The sequence below is a fragment of the Legionella beliardensis genome (assembly GCF_900452395.1).
Taxonomy (GTDB): domain Bacteria; phylum Pseudomonadota; class Gammaproteobacteria; order Legionellales; family Legionellaceae; genus Legionella_C; species Legionella_C beliardensis.
Genome location: NZ_UGNV01000001.1, coordinates 1,357,679 through 1,379,529 on the forward strand (window position 1 = coordinate 1,357,679; position 21,851 = coordinate 1,379,529).

Consider the following 21,851-nt stretch of genomic DNA (forward strand, 5'->3'; position numbering starts at 1 on the left):
GCTCTTTACTGCTTTTGATCAAGTGTTACTTTTTTGCAAGGATAATGTCAATAATATGTGTATCATGATAAGGAAAAGTAAATACTCTATTAAATAAGCGTTTTAACCGTTCAAGAAGAAATGTTTTTGGTAACATTCTCATAGAAACACTGTTTAAAAACCAAGTTCCTTCAATGCCGAAACGCGCTAATTCATCCGCATTATTTAAAATAATAGGTATATATAAACGTTGATGCTCCATCACTTGAAATTGATGATGATTAAATACCTGTAATAACTCATCAAGACCTGTTGAGACCGTCGTATTTTTAATCATGGCTTTATAATAATGGCCCACGACGGTACTTACTAAGGTATCTTCAGCAATAAAATTAGCTAATTGTTGCTGAGCTATTGGAAAAGATTCGTATGTTGTTGTAATTAAAGAAAAATAACCATTTGACCGGGTTAACAAGTCAGCTTCACTAAATAAAGTATGGATAGGAATATAAGCATTAATAAAATGAGCAAGAACAAGATCTTGGCTATGATGGGGTAAATAACGACTGGCCTCGGTTGCACTTGCTTCAATGGTAGTCAGTGGCAGGGCTTTTCTAGCTGAGGCTAAGCGTTTACTGGAAATATCGATACCGGTAAATTCAGCATCGGGCATGTATTGCCTTAATTTTTCTAAAAATGCGCCATTGCCTACACCAAAATCAAGTACTTTATAACCTAAGCGCTGTCCTAAATGCGCTTTTCTAATTTGTTCAATTGCAACCTGATGACTATTACTGATCGATTTAAACATATCAGCAGTAGCATAGTGATCAGAGATGTTATTGTATTTAGCCCTAAAAGGCATTCGCTATCCACCTTTTAAACATCAAACTAGTATATCTCGAATTTATTGAAATTTGCGACTGTTTGTTTCTTAAATTATTTCTATTTAATGTAGCGCTTATACAGTTCGCTAGGTCACTTAGGATAAATTGTTGATAAGGATCGTTGATGACCGGGTTTTTAATATTAATAAAGAGAAGTTCAATATAAAATAGTGATTATTTTTTATATCGAACTCATGTTAATTATATTACTATTTGTTATCTTTGTTTTTAAGGGTTTCTTGTATGGCAATGCTTGAAATTACTTGGCCTAAATTCATAGTAAAAGACGCAGCTACGGTTTTGCTGGCTGCTTTGCTATTGGCCATTCCAATTAGTTCAAGCGGCAAAAGTATTTTTGCTAGCTTATCGTTAGTGGTTATCCTTTTATCTAGAGAGCATCGCACACAAATCAAAGAGATTTTAAGCCGTAGTTGGTGTAAGGCCATATTGTCTCTTGTTGTATTTGCTTTAATTGCTTGCTTATGGACTCCGGCCAACATGCAAATCATGGTATTTGTTTTGGAAAAATACAGTAAGCTTCTTTACTTGCCAATTTTTTTGGTTGGTTTCCGTAATGAAAGGGCCCGTTATTTAGGGGTGCATGCCTTTTTAATCGCTATGTTTATTACAGCCTGCTTATCGATAGGAAAAGAGTTTAATCTTCTAACCACATCCCATGCTTATGCCGATCACGTTTTCCGTAATCATATTATGACCAGCATGATGATGGCTTTTGCAGCGTATCTCGCGAGTTTTTTATTTTTCAAGCACAAAGGTTATATGCGCTTTGTATATGGTAGCTTAGTTGCTCTGTATAGTTATCAGGTTTTATTTATTAATACCGCGCGCATAGGTTACATTATCTATATTGCATTATTGATTACTTTACTAGCTCAGGTGCTAAATAAACGCCAAGCGCTACTAGGTCTATTATCTGTGGCCTTTTTTTGTTCTATTTGTTACCAGTTAACGCCTACAGTACAAGAAAGGATGACATCGCTATATAGTAATGTCTTACATTATCAGCAGGATAAAAATACGTCTGTTGGTTTTCGTTTGCAATTTCATAGCTATGCAAAAGAATTATTTAAACGCCACCCCTTAATGGGCGGGGGAACAGGGAGCTTTATTTATTATTTTGAAAAAGAAGATCCGGTACCTGCTTGGGGAGCTAGATATAATGGTTATAAACTAGGCCATAAGCTATTAGAGCCTCACAGTCAATATTGGTTAACTGCTGCAGAGCTTGGATTAATTGGGCTAATTATTTTTGCTGTATTGTTCTTAAACTTATTTAAGGAAGTAATGCAATTAAGAGTATGGCGCTTTCCAGCGATTGCATTGCTAATTTTAATTGCAATTGGTAATTTCTCTGATTCCTTGTTGTTTTATTCAGGATCTGGTTACTTTTTTATCGTATTTATGGCTTTATTTTTAAGTGAAAGGCAAAGATAGAATAAATTTTTTGCTTAGCTCTTACTCTCATTGGACGGTTTTAGCCTAATTTAGATACGCTTGCGAAAATGGGCTTAATCATTTTCGCAAAGATTTTTAGGTTGTCTCAACCTGTTTTATTGATTTGCAATTATATTGGCGCTTTGCCCGTTCAACACCTGGTTGGTCAAAAGGATTGATATCCCAAATGACACTTTGTGTAAATATTTTATGCTCGTAAAGGGCAATGAGTTGGCCAATATTAAATGGTGAGAAAGACGAAAGGCTAATATGATTTAAAGGTATATTACCTGGAATATAATTATTACGATCTGCCTCATCGTGTATACCATAGGCTAATACTTTCATTTTAGCCTGGCAAAAATAGTTAATCATTTCCTCGCGTGACGAGTCAAGACTAATAAAATCACCTGTAACCCGATGCGTGCCCTGACATAGTAATTGAAAATAGCTATGTTGCGCTTGATTGCCAAGCCCGCCCCAAACAATCGGGCCAGTCGCATAATTAATAGGTTGCCCTTGATTATTTACGGATTTGCCATTGCTTTCCATATCTAATTGTTGAACATAAGGTATAAAGTATTCCAGTTGTCTAGCGTAAGCTAAAATAAGATGGGTATTGATATGTAGGAAATTATTATTCCATATACCCATTAAAGCTAATAATATAGGTAGATTGTTAAAAATTTCTGTGTTCTGAAAGTGTTTATCCATGCTATGAGCACCCGCGAGCAATTCGATAAAACATTCATAACCAACCGCAACAACGGTAATGAAATTAATGGCTGAGCAAATAGAAAAGCGACCACCTATCCAATCCCAAAGACGCAAGATCTTTTGAAATCCTAATTCTTTGGCTTTAATTGCATTAGCAGTGACAGCAATAAAATGTTTTTCATCAAACGTTTTAAATTCACCCCACAATTTTATCTTATTTAAAGTATGTAACGTTTCTGGGGTCGTGAATGATTTTGAAGAAATGATAAAAAGCGTCGTTTCCGGTTTTAGTTCGTTTAAAACACTTTTAGTGCTATACGGATCAACGTCCGGAATAAAATGATATTTTAGCTTTTTTAAAGTCCATTCCTTAAGGGCATTAATACAGAATCTAGGGCCTAAATCAGAGCCACCAATACCAACATTGACAATATCTGTAATAGGTTTTCCTGTAGAGCCAAGCCACTTACCTTGACGAATTTGATTTGATAAACAACGCATTTCTTCACGTGTGGCTATAATATCGTTCATCACATTATAACCATCCACTAATATGGGTTGGTTATTGGGTTGCCTTAGCGCCGTATGCAGTGCTGGTCTTTTTTCACTTTGGTTAATTTTATCGCCACTAAGTAATGATTCGATCTTTTCAAAAATATTCTTTTCATTTGCAAGATTAAATAGTAATTCAAGGGTTGTGTCATCGACCTGTTGATGTGTAAAATCAATAGTAAGCTCAGGTATAGTGATGTATAAATTTTTATTTCTTGCAGAACTTCTATTTAAATCACTAAGACTTCTAGCGTTTGTTTTTTGTGCATGCTCTTGTAATGCACGCCAAGAATTAAGTTCAGTTAAATGTTTCATGCTAAGTTAATTCCTTTTATTACAGGTGTAATCATTAATTTGGCCGTAGTTAGAGAATTTACATAAGCTGTTACTTTAAATGAAAAAGTATAATTTATCTATTTTCGGTTAAATAAAAAATCATTATTTCTTAATATTCTGTTAAGAAACATTGTGTAAAATTACAATCAAACAATTAAAATTGATTGTTTGTTGTTCAAACTGCAGTTATTCTGTGCGCCATGGATGTTTCTATGGAAAAATAATAGCTGCAATTAAGGGAGATTAGTCATGTTGATTTTGACTCGGCGTATTGGTGAAACGTTAATTATTGGTGATGATGTTAATATCACCGTGTTAGGTGTAAAAGGAAATCAGGTGCGTTTAGGTATTAATGCGCCTAAGGATGTATCTGTTCATCGTGAAGAGATTTATTTGCGCATTCAGCAAGAAAAAGAATCTTCAGATAACGAAGAAGCAGTATAAACTGATTTTCCTCGCAGTCATCCAGTCCCCGAGTAAAATAGCTTAGCTTGGGGCAAACACCTTTCTTATCACTTCATTGCAATTCTTTAACTCTGTTTTTTTAAGCTTGTATCGCCTGATGAAAGGTAATGATAATTACCATGCTCATCTTTTAGACATAATTGCCCTTGCTCATTTACCCCACAAGCATACCCACTTAATGAGGTATTAGCTTGAAAAACTTCAATTTGACGGCCATTTAAATAATCAACTTGCTGCCAATGGTTTTGAAAAGATTTAAAGCCCTGTGCTAAAAATTGTTTTAGATGAGAATCTAGGGTGTAGATTAATGTCGCAATTAATTGATTGCGGTCAAAAAATTGACCTGTTATTTCCCTTAAAGAACACCAAGGTGTTTCAGCTTTATCATTTGAGGTATTAACATTAATACCAATACCAATAATAATTTGCACACAACCATTTGTTTCAGCCAAAATTTCAATTAAAACGCCAGCAAGTTTTCTGTGTTGCCATAGTAAATCATTGGGCCATTTCAATTGGATACCGTGTTGAATGTCAAGTTGTTGTAAACTAGTGAGAATGGCAAGACTTACAATTAAACTTAAGCCAGACAGTTGGGAAAGACAACAAGTTAATTGCCAACGACCTGAAAAGTAAATATTTTCGCCAAAAGGCGAGTGCCATTTACGTCCAAAACGGCCTCGGCCTTTAGTTTGTGCCTCTGAACAACAAATGGTAGTCGTTCGACTAATCGGTAAATCTTTGAGGAAGCGATTAGTCGAGTCAATGGTGGCAAATAAATTAAAGTTAATTTCGTTTTGATAATTTAATTCACTAAGATAATGACGTATTGCCGTCTCATTTAAAGCAATAAAAGGCTTATCTAATTGATAACCTTGGCCAGTATTACGTTTAATTGGTAAACCTAATTCAGTTAATTGGTTTATTTGCTTCCAAATAGCAGTCCTTGATACACCTAACTGTTGTGCAATAGTATGACCACTTTGACATGTCTCATCGCCAAGAAAATTAAGTAATTGCAATTGGATTGGCGTAAACTGCTTCATAATGTCATTAAGCTTAAGTAATTTGGTAAGTAGTTTAGCATCGCTTTTTTAATTACCAACAGCCGGCAAGATAAATATTTCGCCAGCAGGCAAATAACCGATAATTATAAGGTGTAATTATCGGAAAGTATTATTTGGCGAATCGTTTGAATTTCAGGATTGAAGCATAAAGCGGCAGAACAGCTTATAGTTGGCATAAATGAGATGATAGCTAAGGTGCTTTGGTGAATTTGATCAAATACCAGTTCTTTAGCAGCTGGCATAGCTTTTACTGAAAATTGTTCAGTTGGATAGCTAAGGCCCATGCCACACGCTTTAATAAATGCTTCTTTTTGTGACCAAATATTAAAAAAAGCTATCGCTCTCAGGGCAGGCGGTAGCTGGCTTAGCTCCTTTCTTTCCTGCTCTGAAAATAGATGTTTGGCAATACCTTGATAAGGCCTAGCAGAGAAAAATTCTAAATCAATGCCTAGAGACGATCGCTGACCTATAGCAAGTAGGGCTAAATCACTGGAATGGCTTAGATTAAATTCCAACTGCATGCTGTTAATGACAGAAGGTTTACCATATTGATTATAGGTAAACTTAAGCGTTGCAGGGGATATCTGTAAATAAGAGCTTAGGATGGTACGTAATATGCTACGAGCGACTGTAAACCGACGTTTATGACGTTTAAAATAAAAACGGTCAGCGCGCGCTAATTCGTCTTTATCTAAAATACTTAATGCGTTTGGTGGCAATACCTTTAATGGAAACTGCCAAACATCAATACGATCAGCGGCAAGTTGGCAATCATAATGAGACATGGGTTGAAATAAAGAGGCGTTCATTATTGCAAGGGTAGCATCAAAAGACAGTTACGGTTATCATAGCGCATGAGAATTAATTCGCCAACGAGTAATAAATGAGCCGACAATTTTTAGATTTTGAGCAACCTATTGAAGAGTTAAATCAAAAAATTCAAGCACTACGCATGGTTGGTAATGATAATGAAGTCAATTTAAGCGAAGAGATTACCCGCCTTGAAGCAAAGTGTGAAGAGTTAACTGCTTCTATTTTCGCAAATTTAGAGCCATGGCAAATCACGCAAATGGCACGCCACCCGTTACGCCCGCAAACAACCGATTATATTGAAAATATATTTACCGATTTTCAAGAGTTACATGGTGATAGGCATTATTCAGCAGCACCAGCCATCATTGGTGGTCTTGCCCGTTTAAATGGCGAGCCAGTATTAGTATTAGGACACCAAAAAGGAAAGCGCACAAAAGAAAAAGTCTATCGCAATTTTGGTATGGCAAGGCCTGAAGAGTATCGTAAAGCCTTACGTTTATTTAAGTTAGCCGAGAAATTTCAGCTGCCTGTTTTTACGTTTATCGATACCGCTGGTGCTTATCCTGGCATTGGTGCTGAAGAACGTAATCAATCCGAAGCAATCGCACGTAATTTACTAGAGATGGCTAAATTAAGAACACCAGTTATTTGTACAGTAACCGGTGAAGCAGGCTCTGGTGGTGCTTTAGCCATTGGCGTAGGCGATCGGGTGCTTATGTTACAGTTTGGAATTTACTCTGTTATCTCTCCAGAAGGCTGTGCATCCATTTTATGGAAAGATGCAGCAAAAGCGAGCGAGGCGGCTAAAGCAATGGGTATTATAGCTGATAAGATTTTTGAGCATCGCTTAGTTGATAAAATAATTAAAGAGCCATTAGGTGGTGCTCATCGTAATATTGAAGCAATGGCAGCCCGTCTAAAGCGCGTATTTATTGAAGAATTACAGGCTTTAAAAGAATTGTCTCCGGATGAATTATTAGAGCAGCGCTATAAAAAATTTATGGCCATGGGAGCCCCCAATTAGTGATATTTTAAAGTCAGAGTACCTTAGCCAACTTAAGCAGTATGCCCGCTTGTACGTAGGATTTAGTGGCGGGCTTGACTCCACTGTCCTTCTGCATGCCGTAGCGTCCCAGCCATTATTAGCTGGTAAAACAGTAGCTATTCATATTAATCACGGTTTAAGTGTTAATGCTAAACGTTGGCAACAGCATTGTGAACGCGTTTGTCAAATACTTAATTTGCCTATTATTACGCAGGAAATAACAGTTAAACGTGCTAACAACATAGAAGATAAAGCTAGACAAGCACGGTATGCGGTATTTTATTCACTGATTAAAAATCAGGAAGCATTATTATTAGGCCATCATCAAGATGATCAAGCGGAGACCTTGTTACTGCAATTATTTCGTGGAGCGGGTATTGATGGGTTAGCTGCAATGGCTGATTGTCAACCATTTGGTCTAGGTTGTTTGCTGCGGCCGCTATTAACTTTTTCTCGTCAGCACTTAACATCTTACGCTGCTAGTCATCAACTAGACTGGATTGACGATGAAAGTAATCTCGATTGCCGTTATTCAAGAAATTTTTTAAGACAACAAGTTATTCCCCTAATCCAGACACGTTGGTCAAATGTTGGGCTGAATTTGGCGCGTACGGCTGCGCATTGTCAAGAAGCACAAAAGAATCTAGAAGATTTAGCTTATCTAGATTGCCTAAGTATCACAGAGGATAGCAATAAGCTGTCGCTATTATCTTTGATTGGTTTAAGCAAAGCTAGAAAAAAAAATGTTTTAAGGGCTTGGCTTAAAAGACAAACACATTATATGCCTGATACGAAGGTGTTTAATCGCTTAATACCAGAAGTAATTGAGGCCAAAGAAGACAGTAATCCTGAACTTTCTTGGGGGAATTATTGTATTCGTCGCTATAAAGAGACGTTATATCTTTTAAATTTAACCAATGAAGTAAAGCCAGTTAGTATTCCTTGGGTTAATTTCCCTAAGCCTGTGACCTTACCTGGTAATCTTGGTAGCCTGAAAGCGATACCTGCGCTAACGGGATTGGTAATACCTACGGGAAGTCATATAGAAATTTGCTTTCGCCAAGGTGGTGAGAAAATTTACTGGCATGGGCAGACTAAGGTATTAAAAAAGCTTTTTCAACAGTGGCATGTACCTCCTTGGTTACGTGATCTAATTCCATTAATTTATATCAATCACGAATTAGCAGTTGTTGTCGGTTACGCGGTCAATGATAAATTTTATAATGCATCGGCTAAGACTTGTTATCAGATTGTTAACTAGTAGTTAATACATATTAACCATTACCTGCCTTTATATTAATTATTGATTTATTTATAGTCTATATCTTACTTGATATGGAGTGAGTGTGATGGTTTCACGATTTAAATTAGGGTTATTGCTGAGCTATTTATCAATGCCATCAATTGCGGCGGTCATTATTACGCCAGCGTTACCGTTTATTCAGCATCAATTTAATCTGAGCGCAGGTAAGGTAGAGGAATTAATTAGTTTATTTTTAGTAGGCTATGTAGTTGGGCAATTAATCTATGGGCCGCTTGCTAACCGTTTCGGTCGACTTTTCGCTCTACGTGCAGGTTTAATAATTTATATTATTGGGAATTTACTGTGCTTGGCTGCAGTTTATTACAATATCTACAGTTTATTAGAATGTGGTCGCTTAATTAGTGCGCTAGGATCAGCCAGCGGTCTTGCTTGTACTTACATGATAATTAATGAGTGGTTACCAACTGAGCAAAGAAAAACAGCCATGGCATACTCTATTGTCGCTTTTACAGTAGGTATAGGTCTAGCAGTTTCTTTAGGCGGTATCATTACGGAGTATTGGTTATGGTCTGGGTGTTTTATACTTCTGCTGTCCCAAAACCTATTCATGTTTCTAGGCACGTTTTTATTTAAAGAAACATTAAAAACACCACAGCCTATTAATATAAATACCATCTTAATTAACTACAAAAAGGCATTAAAGTGCCAGACATTAGTTATTTTTGCTTTAGCAGTTGGTTTCTGTTCAATTATTGGTTATTGTTTTGCGGCAGTTGCACCCCAAATTGCTAATGATTATCTATACCTGTCTGCTGCACAATATGGCTATTGGAACTTACTTAATATGCTCGGTATGTTAATAGGCGGATTATGGTCGAGAAGATTATTAGCTCATTATCCTGCTCTACAAATTATACTAGTAGGCCTAGGAATGAGTGTATTAGGAATAGCTAGTTTATTGTTTATGTGGGAAGTGAAGTCGCATTGCCCTCTATGGTTTTTTATAAGTACTACCCATTTATATCTCTTTAGCAGCGTAGTTTTTGCGGGCGCAACATTTATTGCCTCAAACGCATTAGCCGATAAGGCGAGTGGATCGGCAATGATGAGTTTCATTAACATGGGTAGCGCTACAGTAGCTGTTCTTATTCTTAGCAAGATTGCAACAAATCCACTACTCGCTTTTGTTGAGCTCTTAATAGGTGAGTGGATCTTAATAACCAGCTTGGTATTAATGTATCAACTAAAAAAACGTGCTATACAGCTAAATTAATTTAAGTTGAGGACATAGAAGGTATAAGACCTTCTGTGTCTCATTTATTTAGTGGTGATTTTTGATTGTCATTATTAGCATTCGGGAAGATTAACATTGACTGCTAAGCCGCCCATAGATGTTTCTTTATAAATACTTTGCATATCAAGTCCGGTTTGTTTCATAGTTTTTATTACTTTATCTAAAGAAATATGATGTTTACCGTCACCCATGAGTGCCATACGAGCAGCATTGACAGCTTTAACTGAACCCATAGCATTGCGCTCAATGCAAGGAATTTGTACTAAACCTAAAACTGGATCACATGTCATGCCTAAGTGATGTTCCATCGCTATTTCAGCAGCATTTTCAATTTGGTCAATTGACCCACCTAGCACGGCTGTAAGCCCTGCTGCCGCCATAGAAGAAGCAACGCCAACCTCCCCTTGGCAACCTACTTCAGCACCGGAGATAGATGCGCCTTTTTTATAAAGAATACCAATAGCCGCAGCGGTCAGGAAATAAGTGTAGATATCTTCTCTGTTAACCTTATGATGAGCTTCTTGAAAGTATTTTAAAACAGCTGGAATAATACCTGCTGCACCATTGGTAGGGGCGGTAACAATACGGCCTCCGGCTGCATTTTCTTCATTAACAGCCATAGCATATAAATTTATACGGTTCATAATGTCCGCATATTCAAAGCTACTTTTAATATCCTGATGATTAGTTAATTTTTTATAAAGTTCAGGCGCACGTCGTTTAAGCAGCAATCCTCCAGGTAAGATACCATCATGATGGCAACCATTTTCGATACACTCATTCATCACTTTGGCAATAGCTAATATACCCTCTTCAATTGCTTTGCTATCTCGCCAAGTTTGTTCATTCACCATCATTAATTCTGCGATTGATAAACTATTGTCTCGGCAATATCTTAATAACTCATCAGCAGTAGAGAAAGGGTAGGGTATGTTGCTTTCTAATGCCGGAAATTGATCCATTTCTTCTTCAGTTGCAATAAAACCACCACCGATTGAATAATAAATCTGACTTGCAAGTCTATTTTCTTGGCTATCGTAAATCGTAAAACGCATACCATTGCTATGTTTTGGTAGCAATTCTTTTTGTAAAAATAAGAAATCTGCCGTGTCATTAAATGAAATCTCATGGGTATTATTTAGTTTTATTTTTTGTGAACTAATAATTTCCCGCATGCGTGGCACCATATTTTCAGGGATGACGGTATCTGGTAGCTGGCCCTCTAATCCATTAAGAATCGCTTTATCTGTGCCATGGCCTTTACCAGTTAGGGCTAACGAGCCGTATAATTCAATTTTAATGCGGCTAACTTTAAATAAATCTTGATGCAAGGATACTTGCTTAACAAAAGCATTAGCAGCAAGCATAGGCCCAACGGTATGTGAGCTGGAAGGACCAATGCCAATAGAAAATAAATCAAATAGACTAATACTCATGGTGTTTAATTTTAAGAATTAAAATGGCAAGTGTAGAAGGAAAGCTATCTATTAACAATATAAGTATAAACAAAAGATGAGAAAAAAAAGTTTAAAATATCTAATTTTTGACATAAGTAAAAGTAATTCTAGGTTTTTATCAGTATTTGAGGGTATAAAAGGCGCCTTAAGTTTTTAATAGCTAGTAATTTAAGTTAAATTTAGGCAAAATAAGCGGGCATATTTCACAGATTTTAAATCTTACGAAGTTAGAAAGGGGAATTTTTTATGAAGATGAAATTAGTCGCTGCAGCGATAAGCTTAGTGGTATCAACTGCCTTTGCTGTGCCAGATACTACTAACACTAGTACTACAACTAATGGTACTAACGCTAGTGCTACTACACCAAGTACAAGTACAGTTTTAAGCAGTGACATGGATAAATTATCTTACAGTATTGGTGCTGATTTAGGACGAAATTTTAAAAAGCAAGGCATTGACATTAGCCCAAATGCTATGGCAAGAGGCTTGCAAGACGGCATGAATGGTGGCCAATTACTACTGACTGATGATCAAATGAAAGATGTTTTAAACAAATTTCAAAAAGATTTAATGGCAAAAAGAAATGCAGAATTCACTAAAAAAGCAGATGAAAATAAAAACAAAGGTGACGCATTTTTAAACCAAAATAAAAGCAAAGAGGGCGTAGTTGCTTTACCTAGCGGTTTACAATATAAAGTAATCGAAAATGGTAAAGGAGCTAAACCTGGTAAAGATGATATGGTTACTGTTGAATATACTGGTAAACTTATTGATGGCCAAGTATTTGACAGCACCGAGAAATCTGGCAAACCTGCTGAATTTAAAGTATCGCAAGTCATTCCTGGTTGGACAGAAGTACTGCAATTAATGCCAGCTGGCTCTACCTGGGAAGTTTATCTACCTGCTTCTTTAGCTTATGGCCCACGCGGCATTGGCGGCGCCATTGGTCCTAACGAAACGTTAATCTTTAAAATTCATTTAATTTCTGTAAAAAAATCATCTGAAGCTTAAAAAGCAATAGACGCACTTATAGTAAACCTATGAGTGCGTTATCTAAACTCATTAAAAATAATGATTGTTCTTAAAATCTTAGGAATATTTCCTAAATGAATAAACGCTTGCTTATTGTCTTTTTACTTGGCCTTTCTTCAGGACTCCCACTTGCTTTAATTACTTCTACGTTACAAGCTTGGTTTGCTGACAGCGGTATGCCCATTTTAGCGACAGGTATGCTAAGTTTAATTGGCCTTCCCTATTTATACAAAATTGTATGGGGGCCTTTGCTTGATCGTTATACACTATTATCGTTAGGCAAGCGGCGTAGCTGGATATTAATAACACAAGTTTGTTTATTTGTCGGTTTCAATGTCATGGCGCTACTTAACCCCACCGACTCTGCTTCTGCTTTAGCCCTAATTGCGTTGATACTAGCAATTTTTTCAGCAACTCAAGACACAGCGATTGATGCGCATCGGGTAGAATATTTACCAATAAAAGAGCATGGATTAGGGGCATCCCTTGCGGTATTTGGCTATCGATTAGCTTTGCTTATTGCCGGTGGGCTTGCTTTAATTATGGCCGCGCATATTGGCTGGGCGATGACTTACCATATTATGGGCTTAATCATGGGGCTATGTATCATTGTCACTTTATGGAGTCAGGAGCCGTCTGTTGAGAATCAGGTAGCTAAGCCTTTATTATCTTCTTTTTATGCTCCAATGAAAGAATTATTGCAGCGTCCTAAAACGTTAGCACTGCTTTTTTTTATTTTTTTCTATAAGCTAGGCGAAGCGTTTACGGCGACTACAAGTGGTATTGTCATGCCTTTTCTGATTCAAGGGATCGGCTTTTCATTAGATACCATTGGCTATATCAATAAGTTATTAGGCATTAGTTCTATCTTATTAGGTGGGTTAACAGCGGGTTTAGTCTTAATGCGTTGGCCTTTATATCAAGCGCTTCTTTGTTTTGGTTTATTGCAAGCCCTAACTAATATTTTATTTATTGCGCTTGCCATGGTGGGTAAGAATTTAGCTTTATTTGCTGTGGCAGTTTGTTGTGATAATTTTGCTGCTGGTATGGGTTCGACGGCATTAGTAGCCTTATTTATGCGCTTGGTAAATAGACAATTTACAGCGACTCAATTTGCAGTACTTGTGGCAGTTTCTAGCTTACCCCGTACTTTCTCAGGGCCAATTGCTGCTTTATTACAACTGTGGTTCGGTTGGGTTGGTTTATACCAATTATCATTTTTACTAGCATTAGGTTTTATTCCATTCTTGATCATGATTAAGGAACATACAAAACCTAGAGAAAACGACCAGTTGCCTTTTGATGAGCTAAAGCCAGCTCACTAGTTATACCGAGGGTGGGACTCGAACCCACACGGTGTCACCACCACCGGATTTTGAATCCGGCGCGTCTACCAATTCCGCCACCCCGGCATGAGCGAGGATTATAACAAAGAAATAAACTTAAACAATAGCTTAAAGATGATTTGACATGACTTAAGTAAATTAAATAATCTTAAAGAAAGATATAACGTGAGGTAATCATGAAAGCTGTCGTGATAACAACTTATTTAATTGCGAATTTATTTTATTCCCTTGCTTATGCTAGTAGTAATTGTCCTGATCCTAAGACAAGTTCACTGCAATGGGGAGAAATACCTGAGCCTTGGCAGCTAAACCCTTTTTCTGAGCACAAGCCTCAAGGTGATGTTAATACGCAATTTGCTCGAGCTAATATCATGGTGTATGGAGGTTATGGCCATGGTGTTATTTGCACCTATAGAAATTCCATAGGCAATTATTCAATTTGGTGGCCAGTGTTGGTAAAAATACCTGCACGGGTTGATTACAATTGGATTGATACCCTTGGGGGTTACGTTTGTACTGAATCGCTAACTGCTTGTCAGTTTTATACGGCTAATTAGCAGCAGTTTAGCTGCTAATGACCTGTCTTAGAGTGCCGGTGGTTCATCTACGTTTAGTCTTTCTATTTTACTATTTATCTCATCAATATCACACGTATCTGTTATTTCTGCTTTATCTTTAATAAATTGAAGTCGCGTTGCCAAACTTCCAGTAGGTTTAATAGGATTTTTGGCAGTAATTAATTCATCCCCTAAGGCAGTAAGCAGAGCATTAACTGTGGGTGTACCACTATAGTCTTTTAAGAAATTTCTTACGGTATTAGTATGATGACGCTTATGTAAAGTGGCGGCTAAGCTTACTTTACTAAACAGAGTTGCAAATCTCGACTCAGGCGCCTTGGTTTTGCAATAATCTTTTAAAAGCGCTAGCGCTGCTGAAAAATTTGAATCTACTATTCTTTCTTTTCCCTTAGCTGAAAATAAATCCTGAGTTTTGGCATTGAGCCAAAGCTCGGAATAGCTATCAGGGTAGGTTTCTTCTGGCTCTTTTTTAGTTTCTTCCATAATATGTCTAAATGCTTCTGCTTGGGCGAGGGATTTTTCCTTTTCTGCGGCTATTTCATTTGCTTGTTTATAAATTAATGCAATTATTTCGTTTGCCATTGCAATTCTGCTTTCATGATCTTCACTCGCAGACATAACAATTAAATCATCAATATCAAGTATATTATCTTTAAGCTCTTGCAATACCGCTGTAGGATTGTCACCTAGGTAGCTATCTGCTTTTGTCCCTACTAAAATAAATTTTGCTTGATCATTTGTAAGTTTAAATTGCCGCAATTCTTTCGCTATTTTATTTGGCTCTATTTCTTGACTTAGATCAACACAATATAAAAAAACATCCTTCTCTGGAGACAAACTTAATAAAAGTGATTTATATTCCTCTTTGCCTGTTGTATCTACAATTTTGATTTCACCATCGTCTGAAACATAATTATCAAGTACCAACGTACTTTCATAGCTAGGTCGGTAGGGTCTTTTTAAAATCAAATTTGTAAGCTGTGTTTTGCCACTTCCCTCAGGGCCTATGACACATACTTTAATAGGATTAGTCATGGTAAAATCTTATAGGTTAATTATTAAATTAATGAATAAATCTGCTTAAATAAGATTATTTATTAAGCACTGAACACTATAATTTTATCATAGATTGACTTAACTGATTATTAAGAGAGCATTTTGAATAATGATTAATTAAATAATTTGCTAAATTGAGGCAAGCTAAACGATTCTTTGACTGTTGCTCGCAAAGATAAAATATTAAGGCGTTAATTTAGGAAAATGCTCAAGTTCTTCTTCTTGTGCTGCAACTATTTCAATTAAATAGCGGCGCAAAATAGCTACTTCCGATACTAGTCCTATGAAATGGTGATTTTCATCAATGACTGATAAGCGTTTTAATTTTTTCTCATTAATTGTATCGATGTAATTAACAATGGATTCGGTTTGATAAACACAATGTGTATTTTTTTCAATAAGGTTACATAAGGATAAAGGGGATGTTTTTTCTAATTCCGTCAGCAATAGCTTATTATTAGCAAGCCCTAGAAAATGGCCATTTTTATCTTTGATGGCAATGTAATCGACTTCGGCGCGCTTTGCGGCGTTAGCAGCATCAATAAGCGACGTATGCTCTGCTATAGTTGGTAATTTGATTAAGGGTAAATTCCCAAATGTTAATGCTTTTAAGCGACCAATATCTTGTGGGCCAGTTATATCTGACCCACGAATATGAAATCGCCATGTTGAAAAAGAATAGCCAAATAAGTAACGGGTAAGCACGCTAGATACAATGACCGTGATGACAGTTGAGATAACGCCTAAATTTAAATTCGCAGTTTCTAATAGTAAAAGTATAATGGCGGCTGGCGTGCCAATAATCGATGCAGCAACCCCTGCCATGCCTGCGACGACGGTTAAGTCTAGGGGTATGGCATGGCCGAAAAGAGGTATGGTAATAATATCATGAATAATACAGCCTAAGGCTGCGCCTAAAAATAAAGAGGCTGAGAATAGTCCGCCCCGAAATCCTGATCCTACACATGCAATTGAAGCAGCCATTTTAGCTAGGAGAATTAGAATAATTAAATGAAGAGCCTTCGAGCCTGCAAGAATTTCATTAATCCCATAATGCCCAGGCCCCATGACTTGTGGCACAATAAGGGCAATTAATCCAAGAAAAAGTCCGCCAATGGCTGGTTTTAAAAAGTTAGGTAACTTTAGGCTTTTTAATAAATATTCTAAACTTGTTGTCCCACGCATCACAAGGATACCCACAGCGGCTGCCATACAGCCAATCAATATTGCGATTGGAAAATGCCAGATAGAAGGTGTTTCAACAATATTAGCCTTAAACAGTGGCTCGTAACCGATTAAAATATAAACCATGAGGCTACTTAGGGAGCTTGCCAAAAGGGTAGGCATTAAGGCGCGCGTTGCATAGCCACCTACCACTAATTCTAAGGCATAAAAAGCCCCAGCTAAGGGGGCCCCAAAAATAGCAGCAATACCAGCCCCTGTGCCACAGGAAACTAACATGCGTAGTTCTTGTCTTGCAAAATTTAAGCGCTGGCCTATTGCACTTAAGGTGCCTGCGCCAAGCTGAGTCATTGCTGCCTCAAAACCCACCGAACCACCTATAGAAATAGAAACCAGCGATAAGCCTACAAAAGTAAGTGAATCTAAAAAAGACATCTTGCCGCCATTGACTGCATTTGCTTCGATGGGATCAACCATAGAAAGGCGCTTATAACGCGCACTTAAAACAAGTAGCAAACCTAAGATTAATCCACCTACGGTTGTAACAGCTAGGATTCTTTCCCAAGGCGTACTTATGGCGCTATGCATATTAACATTCGTGCCGAATAATATCGTTTGAATAAAGCCAACTAAGGTGCGAATCAAAGAAACTGCTGAGCCAATGGCTATGCCTCCTAAAGCAGCTAAGCTAAACAATTTTAAGTTAAGAAAATTAGTTAGTTTCTGAACTACATCACTTACCATAGTTTATCCCTAAACATTGATTTAAATTGTTTAAACTACGTTTACCTAAATTGCATGCAGGCGCTTCACATGTATCAGATAGCGTTTGTCTAAGCCGAACTCATTTTATTTTTATCAATAAATTAACAGCTAAGCTCGCTTAAGCTGTCTGCTGAGGCTCTAGAATGTACTATACTTTTTCATGCAGCTTAATCCCAGGAGTATTAGCATGTCTAGTAAGATAAATCTAGAGAATCAGGATGATGTGCAAGTTATTCATCAATTTTATCAAGATATTATAAGTTCCCTACCCAACATCGTTTATTTATTAGATAAAGATTGTACCTTAGTTGGTGGTAATAACAATTTTCTAACGATGCTTGGCCTTACTCATTTAGATGAGTTAGAAGAAAATTTTTATCAGCGGTTAGTTACCTTTGCAAACTGGTCTGAAGAGCGGGCGCAACTGTTAAAGCGTGATGATATTAATGCCTTGCTTTCAGATACGGCTACCTACGATTCGCCTGAGAAACCTGTCCTTGGTGCGGAAGGAAAAATTACGTATTACTTAGCTACACGTGTACCTTTATTTTCTAATGATAAAAAAAATCAAGGCTTGTTAGTTGTTTTAATGGATGTTAGTGAGAAGCTGTTATTAACAGAGCAACTCAAAAAAATTAAAGAACAATTACAATTAAGCAATGCTCAACCAGCACCTACATCCGTTGCCTCTCATATTAATATGTCTAAAAATGAAAGGCCTTCTGTGTTATTAGTGGAAGATAATAGGATTGCTCAAAAGGCAGGGCAAGCTTTATTAATGCAATTTGATTGCAAAGTTGAAGTGGCTCCTTCTGAGGGCGAAGTGGCTAATTTATTTAAGCCTGGTAAATATGACATTGTTTTTATGGATATTAGCTTAGAAGATACATCAGGCTATGTCATGGCAAAAAAAATTCGACAAATGGAACAAAATACCGCTCACCATGTGCCGATTATTGCTCTTACCGGATATCAGGCAGATGTTGTTAAATATGACTGTGATGATTATTTTATGGAAGGTGCAATTACCAAGCCCCTTACCAGTGAGCAAGTAAAGCAAATTATTCAACACTATGTTTATCATATTGATATCCCTATTAGTGGCCTAAGAAGCATTAAAACAGCCCCGAAAAGTAATTAGCCGCGTTTAAATTGTAAGGATAATGTATGGCAGTCATAACAGGTTTATCAGGTAATGAAATTTTCTGCCTAGCACAGAAAGGTTTTATACCAGGCAATATAGTTGTTGGTAATAGCGTGCATTCTTTAGGCGTGATTGGCAGTGTTGGATCTAATTTAAAAGCAATGTTAGGCGGTGAATTAACGCAAATTACCAGGCTTATCGAAGAAGGACGAGAAACAGCCTTAGAAAGAATGTTTGCAGAAGCCGCAGCGCATGGGGCAACAGGTATTACAGGTGTAACAAGTCAATTAATATGGCATGACGCAAATATTGAATTTTTATCAATTGGCTCAGTAGTAAAATCAAAAAACATTGGACTTAAGCCTTTCTCAACCTCAGCAGATGGGCAAGAACTTTATGCGCAACTTGATGCAGGTTATGAACCTATCTGTTTTGCTTTTGGTAATGTAGCTTACTCCATGGGAATTGGACGTGGAATTATTGGTAGTTTGAAAACCTTAGCTCGTGGAGAGATTAGAGAATATTCAAATATTTTTAATGTGACTCGTCACTTAGCGTTAAATAGAATCAAGGCACATGCCAGCGCAAATAATGCCAATGCCGTTTTAGGCATACAATCTACTATATTACCGTTTGGTGGTGTCAACGAAATGCTCATGATTGGAACAGCGTCAAAAGCGCCATTTGTTGTTGGTTCGACTGAGCAGGGCATTATTACCAGTGACATGACTAACATTGAAATGTGGAATATGGCGTCATTAGGTTATATGCCTCTACGTTTACTGCTAGGAACATCTGTCTATTCCTTAGGCGTAGTTGGCGGGATTACTTCCGCAATTAAATCGTTCATGCGGGGAGAATTAACAGAGCTCTCGCGTCTAATTTATGATGCTCGGGAAAATTCTCTAGGTATCATTAATGATGAAGCCAAAGCGATTGGCGCAGAAGATGTCGTTGGCGTTAAAACATATGTCTATCAATTAGGTAATGGTTTAGTGGAATTTCTTGCTATAGGCACAGCAGTTAAAAAATCAGCCTCAGTAAAACCCCAGTCACCGCAGTTACCGCCACAAGCTATCGTTGTTGATAAGACTACCTATTATGACTTAGTAAGTAGCTATGGCACAAAAGTTAATATTAATGAAAGTCGCAAACCTATCGGTAGAAATAATTCATTATTACCCTTAATTCTTTTTTTCCTCATTTTCCTTATTTATACCGGCTTTCATGGCCTACTAGCTTTATTTAGATAGAATAGGGCTTCGCTCCATTTGCAAACGTCTTTAAATTAAAATTGCCTGGTAACAAAATCCAGGTCTATTAGACCTTTAATTTAGATCAAAAAACAATTAAGATGTGTAAAAAATACATATTTAGTTTTTTTTTTAGGAGATTTCATATGCTTAAAATAAGTACTTCCTTGGTGTTGCTAGGAATAACAGTTAGCGGCTTTGCTAATGATCTTTGTAGCCGTTTAGCTAACGATAATAAAGTACAAAGCTGGGCTTATGAGGCGATATTAGCAACCAATAATTATAACTTTGTACATTCGTCTAAAGAAAAAGAAGCGGCAAATTATTTTACGAAATCAGCATGGGCTAGTTATAAAAAAGAATTTAATGTAAATAATCAGGTAAAAAAAGTACAAAAAGAAAAGATGGTAGTCTCAGTTGGCCTGCAAAACTCTCCTTTAATTTTAGAAAAAAATAAGAACCACTGGAAAATACAACTGCCTTTGATTTTGAATTATCAAAATGAAACGACCAAACAAACTGAGCTAGCAGGACTAGAAGTGACTGTGGTTAAAGATAAGCAAAAAGAAGACTGTCTAGTCATTAGCTCGGTTAAAAAAATACCGCTTGCCAATGATTCATCTAGCTCCTAAAGTTTATTTATAATGCCTCAAATTATTTCCGACTAGATAGGGTCCATGCCTAAAATTGGTATGAGACTAAGGCTAAACGTGGATCTCCGCCTGTAAGAAAAAATGCAGCAAGCCTGGGTAAAGGCGTGAAGGCCCTATGGGCCTGCACCCAGGCTACTTATACTAAAAGTTTGTCATTCCCGTATAGACGGGAATCCATAGCTAAACTGGCAGCATGCTTATGTTGGGCATGGATCTTCGTCTGCGTGAAAAAAACATAATTTGAATTCAAAGCTATAAATAAAGACTTACGTTATTCGCGAGATTTTAATAATTCCTGAATAGGTTTAGGTAGTAATGCTTGTGCCTTTTGGGTGAGAGTTACTTCATGTTTTTGCCATAAAGTACCAAGATAAATAATAATTAAACCAATTAAGGTCAGGGCAATAGGAAATAGCATGCTATTTTGAAATACTTGCCAGGCTAAATGGCCCAAATAAATACAACAACCTATACCACCAAGCACTACAAAAATGCGCCTTACTAGAATAACGCCAATTCCTATCATGAATAGATTAATACAAAGGTAAAAGAATTTAGACAATTCGCTGTCTGAGCTTTGGGCAGTCATGCCTCCCCAGAACGTAATAACGCCAAACAAATAGAGCCAAAACGCATAATCTACAGTATGACGTGAACGCACATCAACCCAAAACGCAATTAATGTCACAATTAAACCAAAGTACATTGAAATTAACGCATTAAATTCAAAATCGACTGTATCACCCATGATTAAATCAGCAATATCCATAGACATATACCAAAGCGTTACCGCAATAGGCATAACCATAAATGGATAACGATATATCCAAGCTAAAATAAGGCCCACAATTAAGGTGGCAAACTCCATGAAAATCCAGTGCCAATGGATAATAGCGTGAAAACCACGGTAATGAGAATCTTCAATAGGCCATAAACCTAAAGCCTTTTGCACCGCGTAAACAGCCAGTGGCGTTAAGGCAATAACAAAGGTGGCGCAAATACCTGCAGGGATTTTATAGTTTTTCTTATCAAATAAAGCGGTTAGCCACAGACCAATCATTGCATAAATAACACAAAGAAAAAAAATTCCCCAAGGCCCAAAATTTTCCCAACCAAGGTTCATGAAGAGTGTCATCGCGCCAATAGCGATAAGGCCACCGAAATAATACAAAACATTGGTAAAATTAAAACTTGCTTGTTGGTCAGGTTGATTTTTTATAAATTGGTATAACGCGTTAGCCTGTTCAGGCGTAATAATCTGCTCATCTGCTGCTTTATCTAAAGTAGATCGAGAAATTTTCATGCGCTATCCTAATGTTAGTTAGATAGTTTCTCTCTCTAAATTATAGAGTGCATTTTTAAAACGCGGCAGGAAATGGGTGATTATTTAACAATGCGCTTTAAAAAGGAAGACAACGTAATGTAAAATAACTGAAAAAATAGCTGATTTAATTTGATTTTAAGCCCAAGAATAGCTATTGTATCGGCACTTGCTCGTTTGATAGTGATGT

19 protein-coding genes and 1 tRNA gene are annotated in these 21,851 nt (G+C 37.0%); 11 read left to right on the top strand and 9 right to left on the bottom strand.

All coding sequences use genetic code 11. The annotated features are described in order from the left end of the window. Positions 1-25: 25 nt before the first annotated feature. Positions 26-844 carry a class I SAM-dependent methyltransferase gene (locus tag DYE47_RS06040; RefSeq protein WP_115302406.1) on the bottom strand — a complete coding sequence of 273 codons (819 nt, stop codon included), beginning with the start codon at positions 842-844 and terminating at the stop codon, positions 26-28. Between the two features lie 265 nt (positions 845-1,109). On the opposite strand from DYE47_RS06040, the gene DYE47_RS06045 reads away from it, so the two are divergent. Further along, on the top strand, positions 1,110-2,321 hold the full coding sequence (locus DYE47_RS06045; protein WP_115302407.1) for an O-antigen ligase family protein: 1,212 nt from the start codon (positions 1,110-1,112) through the stop codon (positions 2,319-2,321). 96 nt (positions 2,322-2,417) lie between these two features. Here DYE47_RS06045 and pgi read toward each other — a convergent pair whose 3' ends face one another. Then, complete coding sequence (gene pgi / locus DYE47_RS06050) at positions 2,418-3,905, bottom strand: glucose-6-phosphate isomerase (protein ID WP_115302408.1); 1,488 nt, start codon at positions 3,903-3,905, stop codon at positions 2,418-2,420. 270 nt (positions 3,906-4,175) lie between these two features. Here pgi and csrA point away from each other — a divergent pair, with 270 nt between their 5' ends. Beyond that, the gene (gene csrA, locus DYE47_RS06055; protein ID WP_115302409.1) at positions 4,176-4,370 is read left to right on the top strand and encodes a carbon storage regulator CsrA; all 195 of its coding nucleotides are present in this window, start codon (positions 4,176-4,178) and stop codon (positions 4,368-4,370) included. Positions 4,371-4,456: 86 nt separating this feature from the next. On the opposite strand, the gene DYE47_RS06060 is transcribed toward csrA, so the two are convergent. Continuing rightward, on the bottom strand, positions 4,457-5,437 hold the full coding sequence (locus tag DYE47_RS06060) for a biotin--[acetyl-CoA-carboxylase] ligase (RefSeq protein WP_115302410.1): 981 nt from the start codon (positions 5,435-5,437) through the stop codon (positions 4,457-4,459). A gap of 104 nt (positions 5,438-5,541) precedes the next feature. Then, a complete protein-coding gene (locus tag DYE47_RS06065) occupies positions 5,542-6,267 on the bottom strand; it encodes a 4'-phosphopantetheinyl transferase family protein (RefSeq protein WP_115302411.1) in 726 nt (241 codons plus the stop codon). 74 nt (positions 6,268-6,341) lie between these two features. Between DYE47_RS06065 and DYE47_RS06070 the strand changes: the two genes are divergently transcribed. The 3 genes from DYE47_RS06070 to DYE47_RS06080 all read left to right on the top strand — a co-directional run bounded on the left by DYE47_RS06070 (position 6,342) and on the right by DYE47_RS06080 (position 9,853). Continuing rightward, positions 6,342-7,295 carry an acetyl-CoA carboxylase carboxyltransferase subunit alpha gene (locus tag DYE47_RS06070; protein ID WP_115302412.1) on the top strand — a complete coding sequence of 318 codons (954 nt, stop codon included), beginning with the start codon at positions 6,342-6,344 and terminating at the stop codon, positions 7,293-7,295. A 49-nt stretch (positions 7,296-7,344) separates the two neighbouring features. After that, positions 7,345-8,577, top strand: coding sequence for a tRNA lysidine(34) synthetase TilS (tilS, locus tag DYE47_RS06075; protein ID WP_242604172.1), 1,233 nt, complete (start codon positions 7,345-7,347; stop codon positions 8,575-8,577). An 88-nt stretch (positions 8,578-8,665) separates the two neighbouring features. Beyond that, positions 8,666-9,853, top strand: a complete 1,188-nt coding sequence (locus DYE47_RS06080; RefSeq protein WP_115302414.1) for an MFS transporter — start codon at positions 8,666-8,668, stop codon at positions 9,851-9,853. Between the two features lie 74 nt (positions 9,854-9,927). Here the strand turns inward: DYE47_RS06080 and DYE47_RS06085 are convergent, their stop codons facing one another. Further along, the gene (locus DYE47_RS06085; RefSeq protein ID WP_115302415.1) at positions 9,928-11,310 is read right to left on the bottom strand and encodes an L-serine ammonia-lyase; all 1,383 of its coding nucleotides are present in this window, start codon (positions 11,308-11,310) and stop codon (positions 9,928-9,930) included. 267 nt (positions 11,311-11,577) lie between these two features. Here DYE47_RS06085 and bamJ point away from each other — a divergent pair, with 267 nt between their 5' ends. Beyond that, positions 11,578-12,342 carry a BamJ family beta-barrel-assembly machinery protein gene (bamJ, locus tag DYE47_RS06090; protein ID WP_115302416.1) on the top strand — a complete coding sequence of 255 codons (765 nt, stop codon included), beginning with the start codon at positions 11,578-11,580 and terminating at the stop codon, positions 12,340-12,342. 95 nt (positions 12,343-12,437) lie between these two features. Continuing rightward, positions 12,438-13,688: an AmpG family muropeptide MFS transporter gene (locus tag DYE47_RS06095; protein WP_115302417.1), complete on the top strand. Its 1,251-nt coding sequence runs from the start codon at positions 12,438-12,440 to the stop codon at positions 13,686-13,688. 3 nt (positions 13,689-13,691) lie between these two features. Here the strand turns inward: DYE47_RS06095 and DYE47_RS06100 are convergent. Then, positions 13,692-13,775: transfer RNA gene (locus DYE47_RS06100), tRNA-Leu, on the bottom strand. A 110-nt stretch (positions 13,776-13,885) separates the two neighbouring features. On the opposite strand from DYE47_RS06100, the gene DYE47_RS06105 reads away from it, so the two are divergent. Beyond that, entirely contained in the window at positions 13,886-14,266 is a 381-nt protein-coding gene (locus DYE47_RS06105) for a DUF3757 domain-containing protein (RefSeq protein ID WP_115302418.1), read from the top strand. 27 nt (positions 14,267-14,293) lie between these two features. On the opposite strand, the gene DYE47_RS06110 is transcribed toward DYE47_RS06105, so the two are convergent. Both DYE47_RS06110 and DYE47_RS06115 read right to left on the bottom strand, forming a co-directional pair. Beyond that, positions 14,294-15,322, bottom strand: a complete 1,029-nt coding sequence (locus DYE47_RS06110) for a DUF5617 domain-containing protein (protein ID WP_115302419.1) — start codon at positions 15,320-15,322, stop codon at positions 14,294-14,296. Positions 15,323-15,526: 204 nt separating this feature from the next. Beyond that, a complete protein-coding gene (locus tag DYE47_RS06115; protein WP_115302420.1) occupies positions 15,527-17,269 on the bottom strand; it encodes a chloride channel protein in 1,743 nt (580 codons plus the stop codon). Between the two features lie 208 nt (positions 17,270-17,477). Between DYE47_RS06115 and DYE47_RS06120 the strand changes: the two genes are divergently transcribed. The 3 genes from DYE47_RS06120 (at position 17,478) to DYE47_RS06130 (ending at position 20,319) form a co-directional block, all read left to right on the top strand. Continuing rightward, positions 17,478-18,431 carry a response regulator gene (locus DYE47_RS06120; RefSeq protein WP_115302421.1) on the top strand — a complete coding sequence of 318 codons (954 nt, stop codon included), beginning with the start codon at positions 17,478-17,480 and terminating at the stop codon, positions 18,429-18,431. A gap of 26 nt (positions 18,432-18,457) precedes the next feature. Beyond that, entirely contained in the window at positions 18,458-19,687 is a 1,230-nt protein-coding gene (locus DYE47_RS06125; RefSeq protein WP_115302422.1) for a heavy metal-binding domain-containing protein, read from the top strand. 146 nt (positions 19,688-19,833) lie between these two features. Next, on the top strand, positions 19,834-20,319 hold the full coding sequence (locus tag DYE47_RS06130; RefSeq protein WP_160149859.1) for a DotI/IcmL family type IV secretion protein: 486 nt from the start codon (positions 19,834-19,836) through the stop codon (positions 20,317-20,319). Between the two features lie 292 nt (positions 20,320-20,611). Here the strand turns inward: DYE47_RS06130 and DYE47_RS06135 are convergent, their stop codons facing one another. After that, on the bottom strand, positions 20,612-21,643 hold the full coding sequence (locus DYE47_RS06135; protein ID WP_115302424.1) for a DUF2157 domain-containing protein: 1,032 nt from the start codon (positions 21,641-21,643) through the stop codon (positions 20,612-20,614). Between the last annotated feature and the right edge of the window lie 208 nt (positions 21,644-21,851).

Coding starts and splice junctions, on each gene's coding strand:
- DYE47_RS06095 (WP_115302417.1), top strand. CDS start 12,438: ATGAATAAACGCTTGCTTATTGTCTTTTTACTTGGCCTTTCTTCAGGA.
- pgi (WP_115302408.1), bottom strand. CDS start 3,905: ATGAAACATTTAACTGAACTTAATTCTTGGCGTGCATTACAAGAGCAT.
- DYE47_RS06085 (WP_115302415.1), bottom strand. CDS start 11,310: ATGAGTATTAGTCTATTTGATTTATTTTCTATTGGCATTGGTCCTTCC.
- DYE47_RS06105 (WP_115302418.1), top strand. CDS start 13,886: ATGAAAGCTGTCGTGATAACAACTTATTTAATTGCGAATTTATTTTAT.
- DYE47_RS06110 (WP_115302419.1), bottom strand. CDS start 15,322: ATGACTAATCCTATTAAAGTATGTGTCATAGGCCCTGAGGGAAGTGGC.
- csrA (WP_115302409.1), top strand. CDS start 4,176: ATGTTGATTTTGACTCGGCGTATTGGTGAAACGTTAATTATTGGTGAT.
- DYE47_RS06135 (WP_115302424.1), bottom strand. CDS start 21,643: ATGAAAATTTCTCGATCTACTTTAGATAAAGCAGCAGATGAGCAGATT.
- DYE47_RS06120 (WP_115302421.1), top strand. CDS start 17,478: ATGTCTAGTAAGATAAATCTAGAGAATCAGGATGATGTGCAAGTTATT.
- DYE47_RS06040 (WP_115302406.1), bottom strand. CDS start 844: ATGCCTTTTAGGGCTAAATACAATAACATCTCTGATCACTATGCTACT.
- DYE47_RS06130 (WP_160149859.1), top strand. CDS start 19,834: ATGCTTAAAATAAGTACTTCCTTGGTGTTGCTAGGAATAACAGTTAGC.
- DYE47_RS06080 (WP_115302414.1), top strand. CDS start 8,666: ATGGTTTCACGATTTAAATTAGGGTTATTGCTGAGCTATTTATCAATG.
- DYE47_RS06070 (WP_115302412.1), top strand. CDS start 6,342: ATGAGCCGACAATTTTTAGATTTTGAGCAACCTATTGAAGAGTTAAAT.
- DYE47_RS06115 (WP_115302420.1), bottom strand. CDS start 17,269: ATGGTAAGTGATGTAGTTCAGAAACTAACTAATTTTCTTAACTTAAAA.
- DYE47_RS06045 (WP_115302407.1), top strand. CDS start 1,110: ATGGCAATGCTTGAAATTACTTGGCCTAAATTCATAGTAAAAGACGCA.
- DYE47_RS06065 (WP_115302411.1), bottom strand. CDS start 6,267: ATGAACGCCTCTTTATTTCAACCCATGTCTCATTATGATTGCCAACTT.
- bamJ (WP_115302416.1), top strand. CDS start 11,578: ATGAAGATGAAATTAGTCGCTGCAGCGATAAGCTTAGTGGTATCAACT.
- DYE47_RS06125 (WP_115302422.1), top strand. CDS start 18,458: ATGGCAGTCATAACAGGTTTATCAGGTAATGAAATTTTCTGCCTAGCA.
- DYE47_RS06060 (WP_115302410.1), bottom strand. CDS start 5,437: ATGAAGCAGTTTACGCCAATCCAATTGCAATTACTTAATTTTCTTGGC.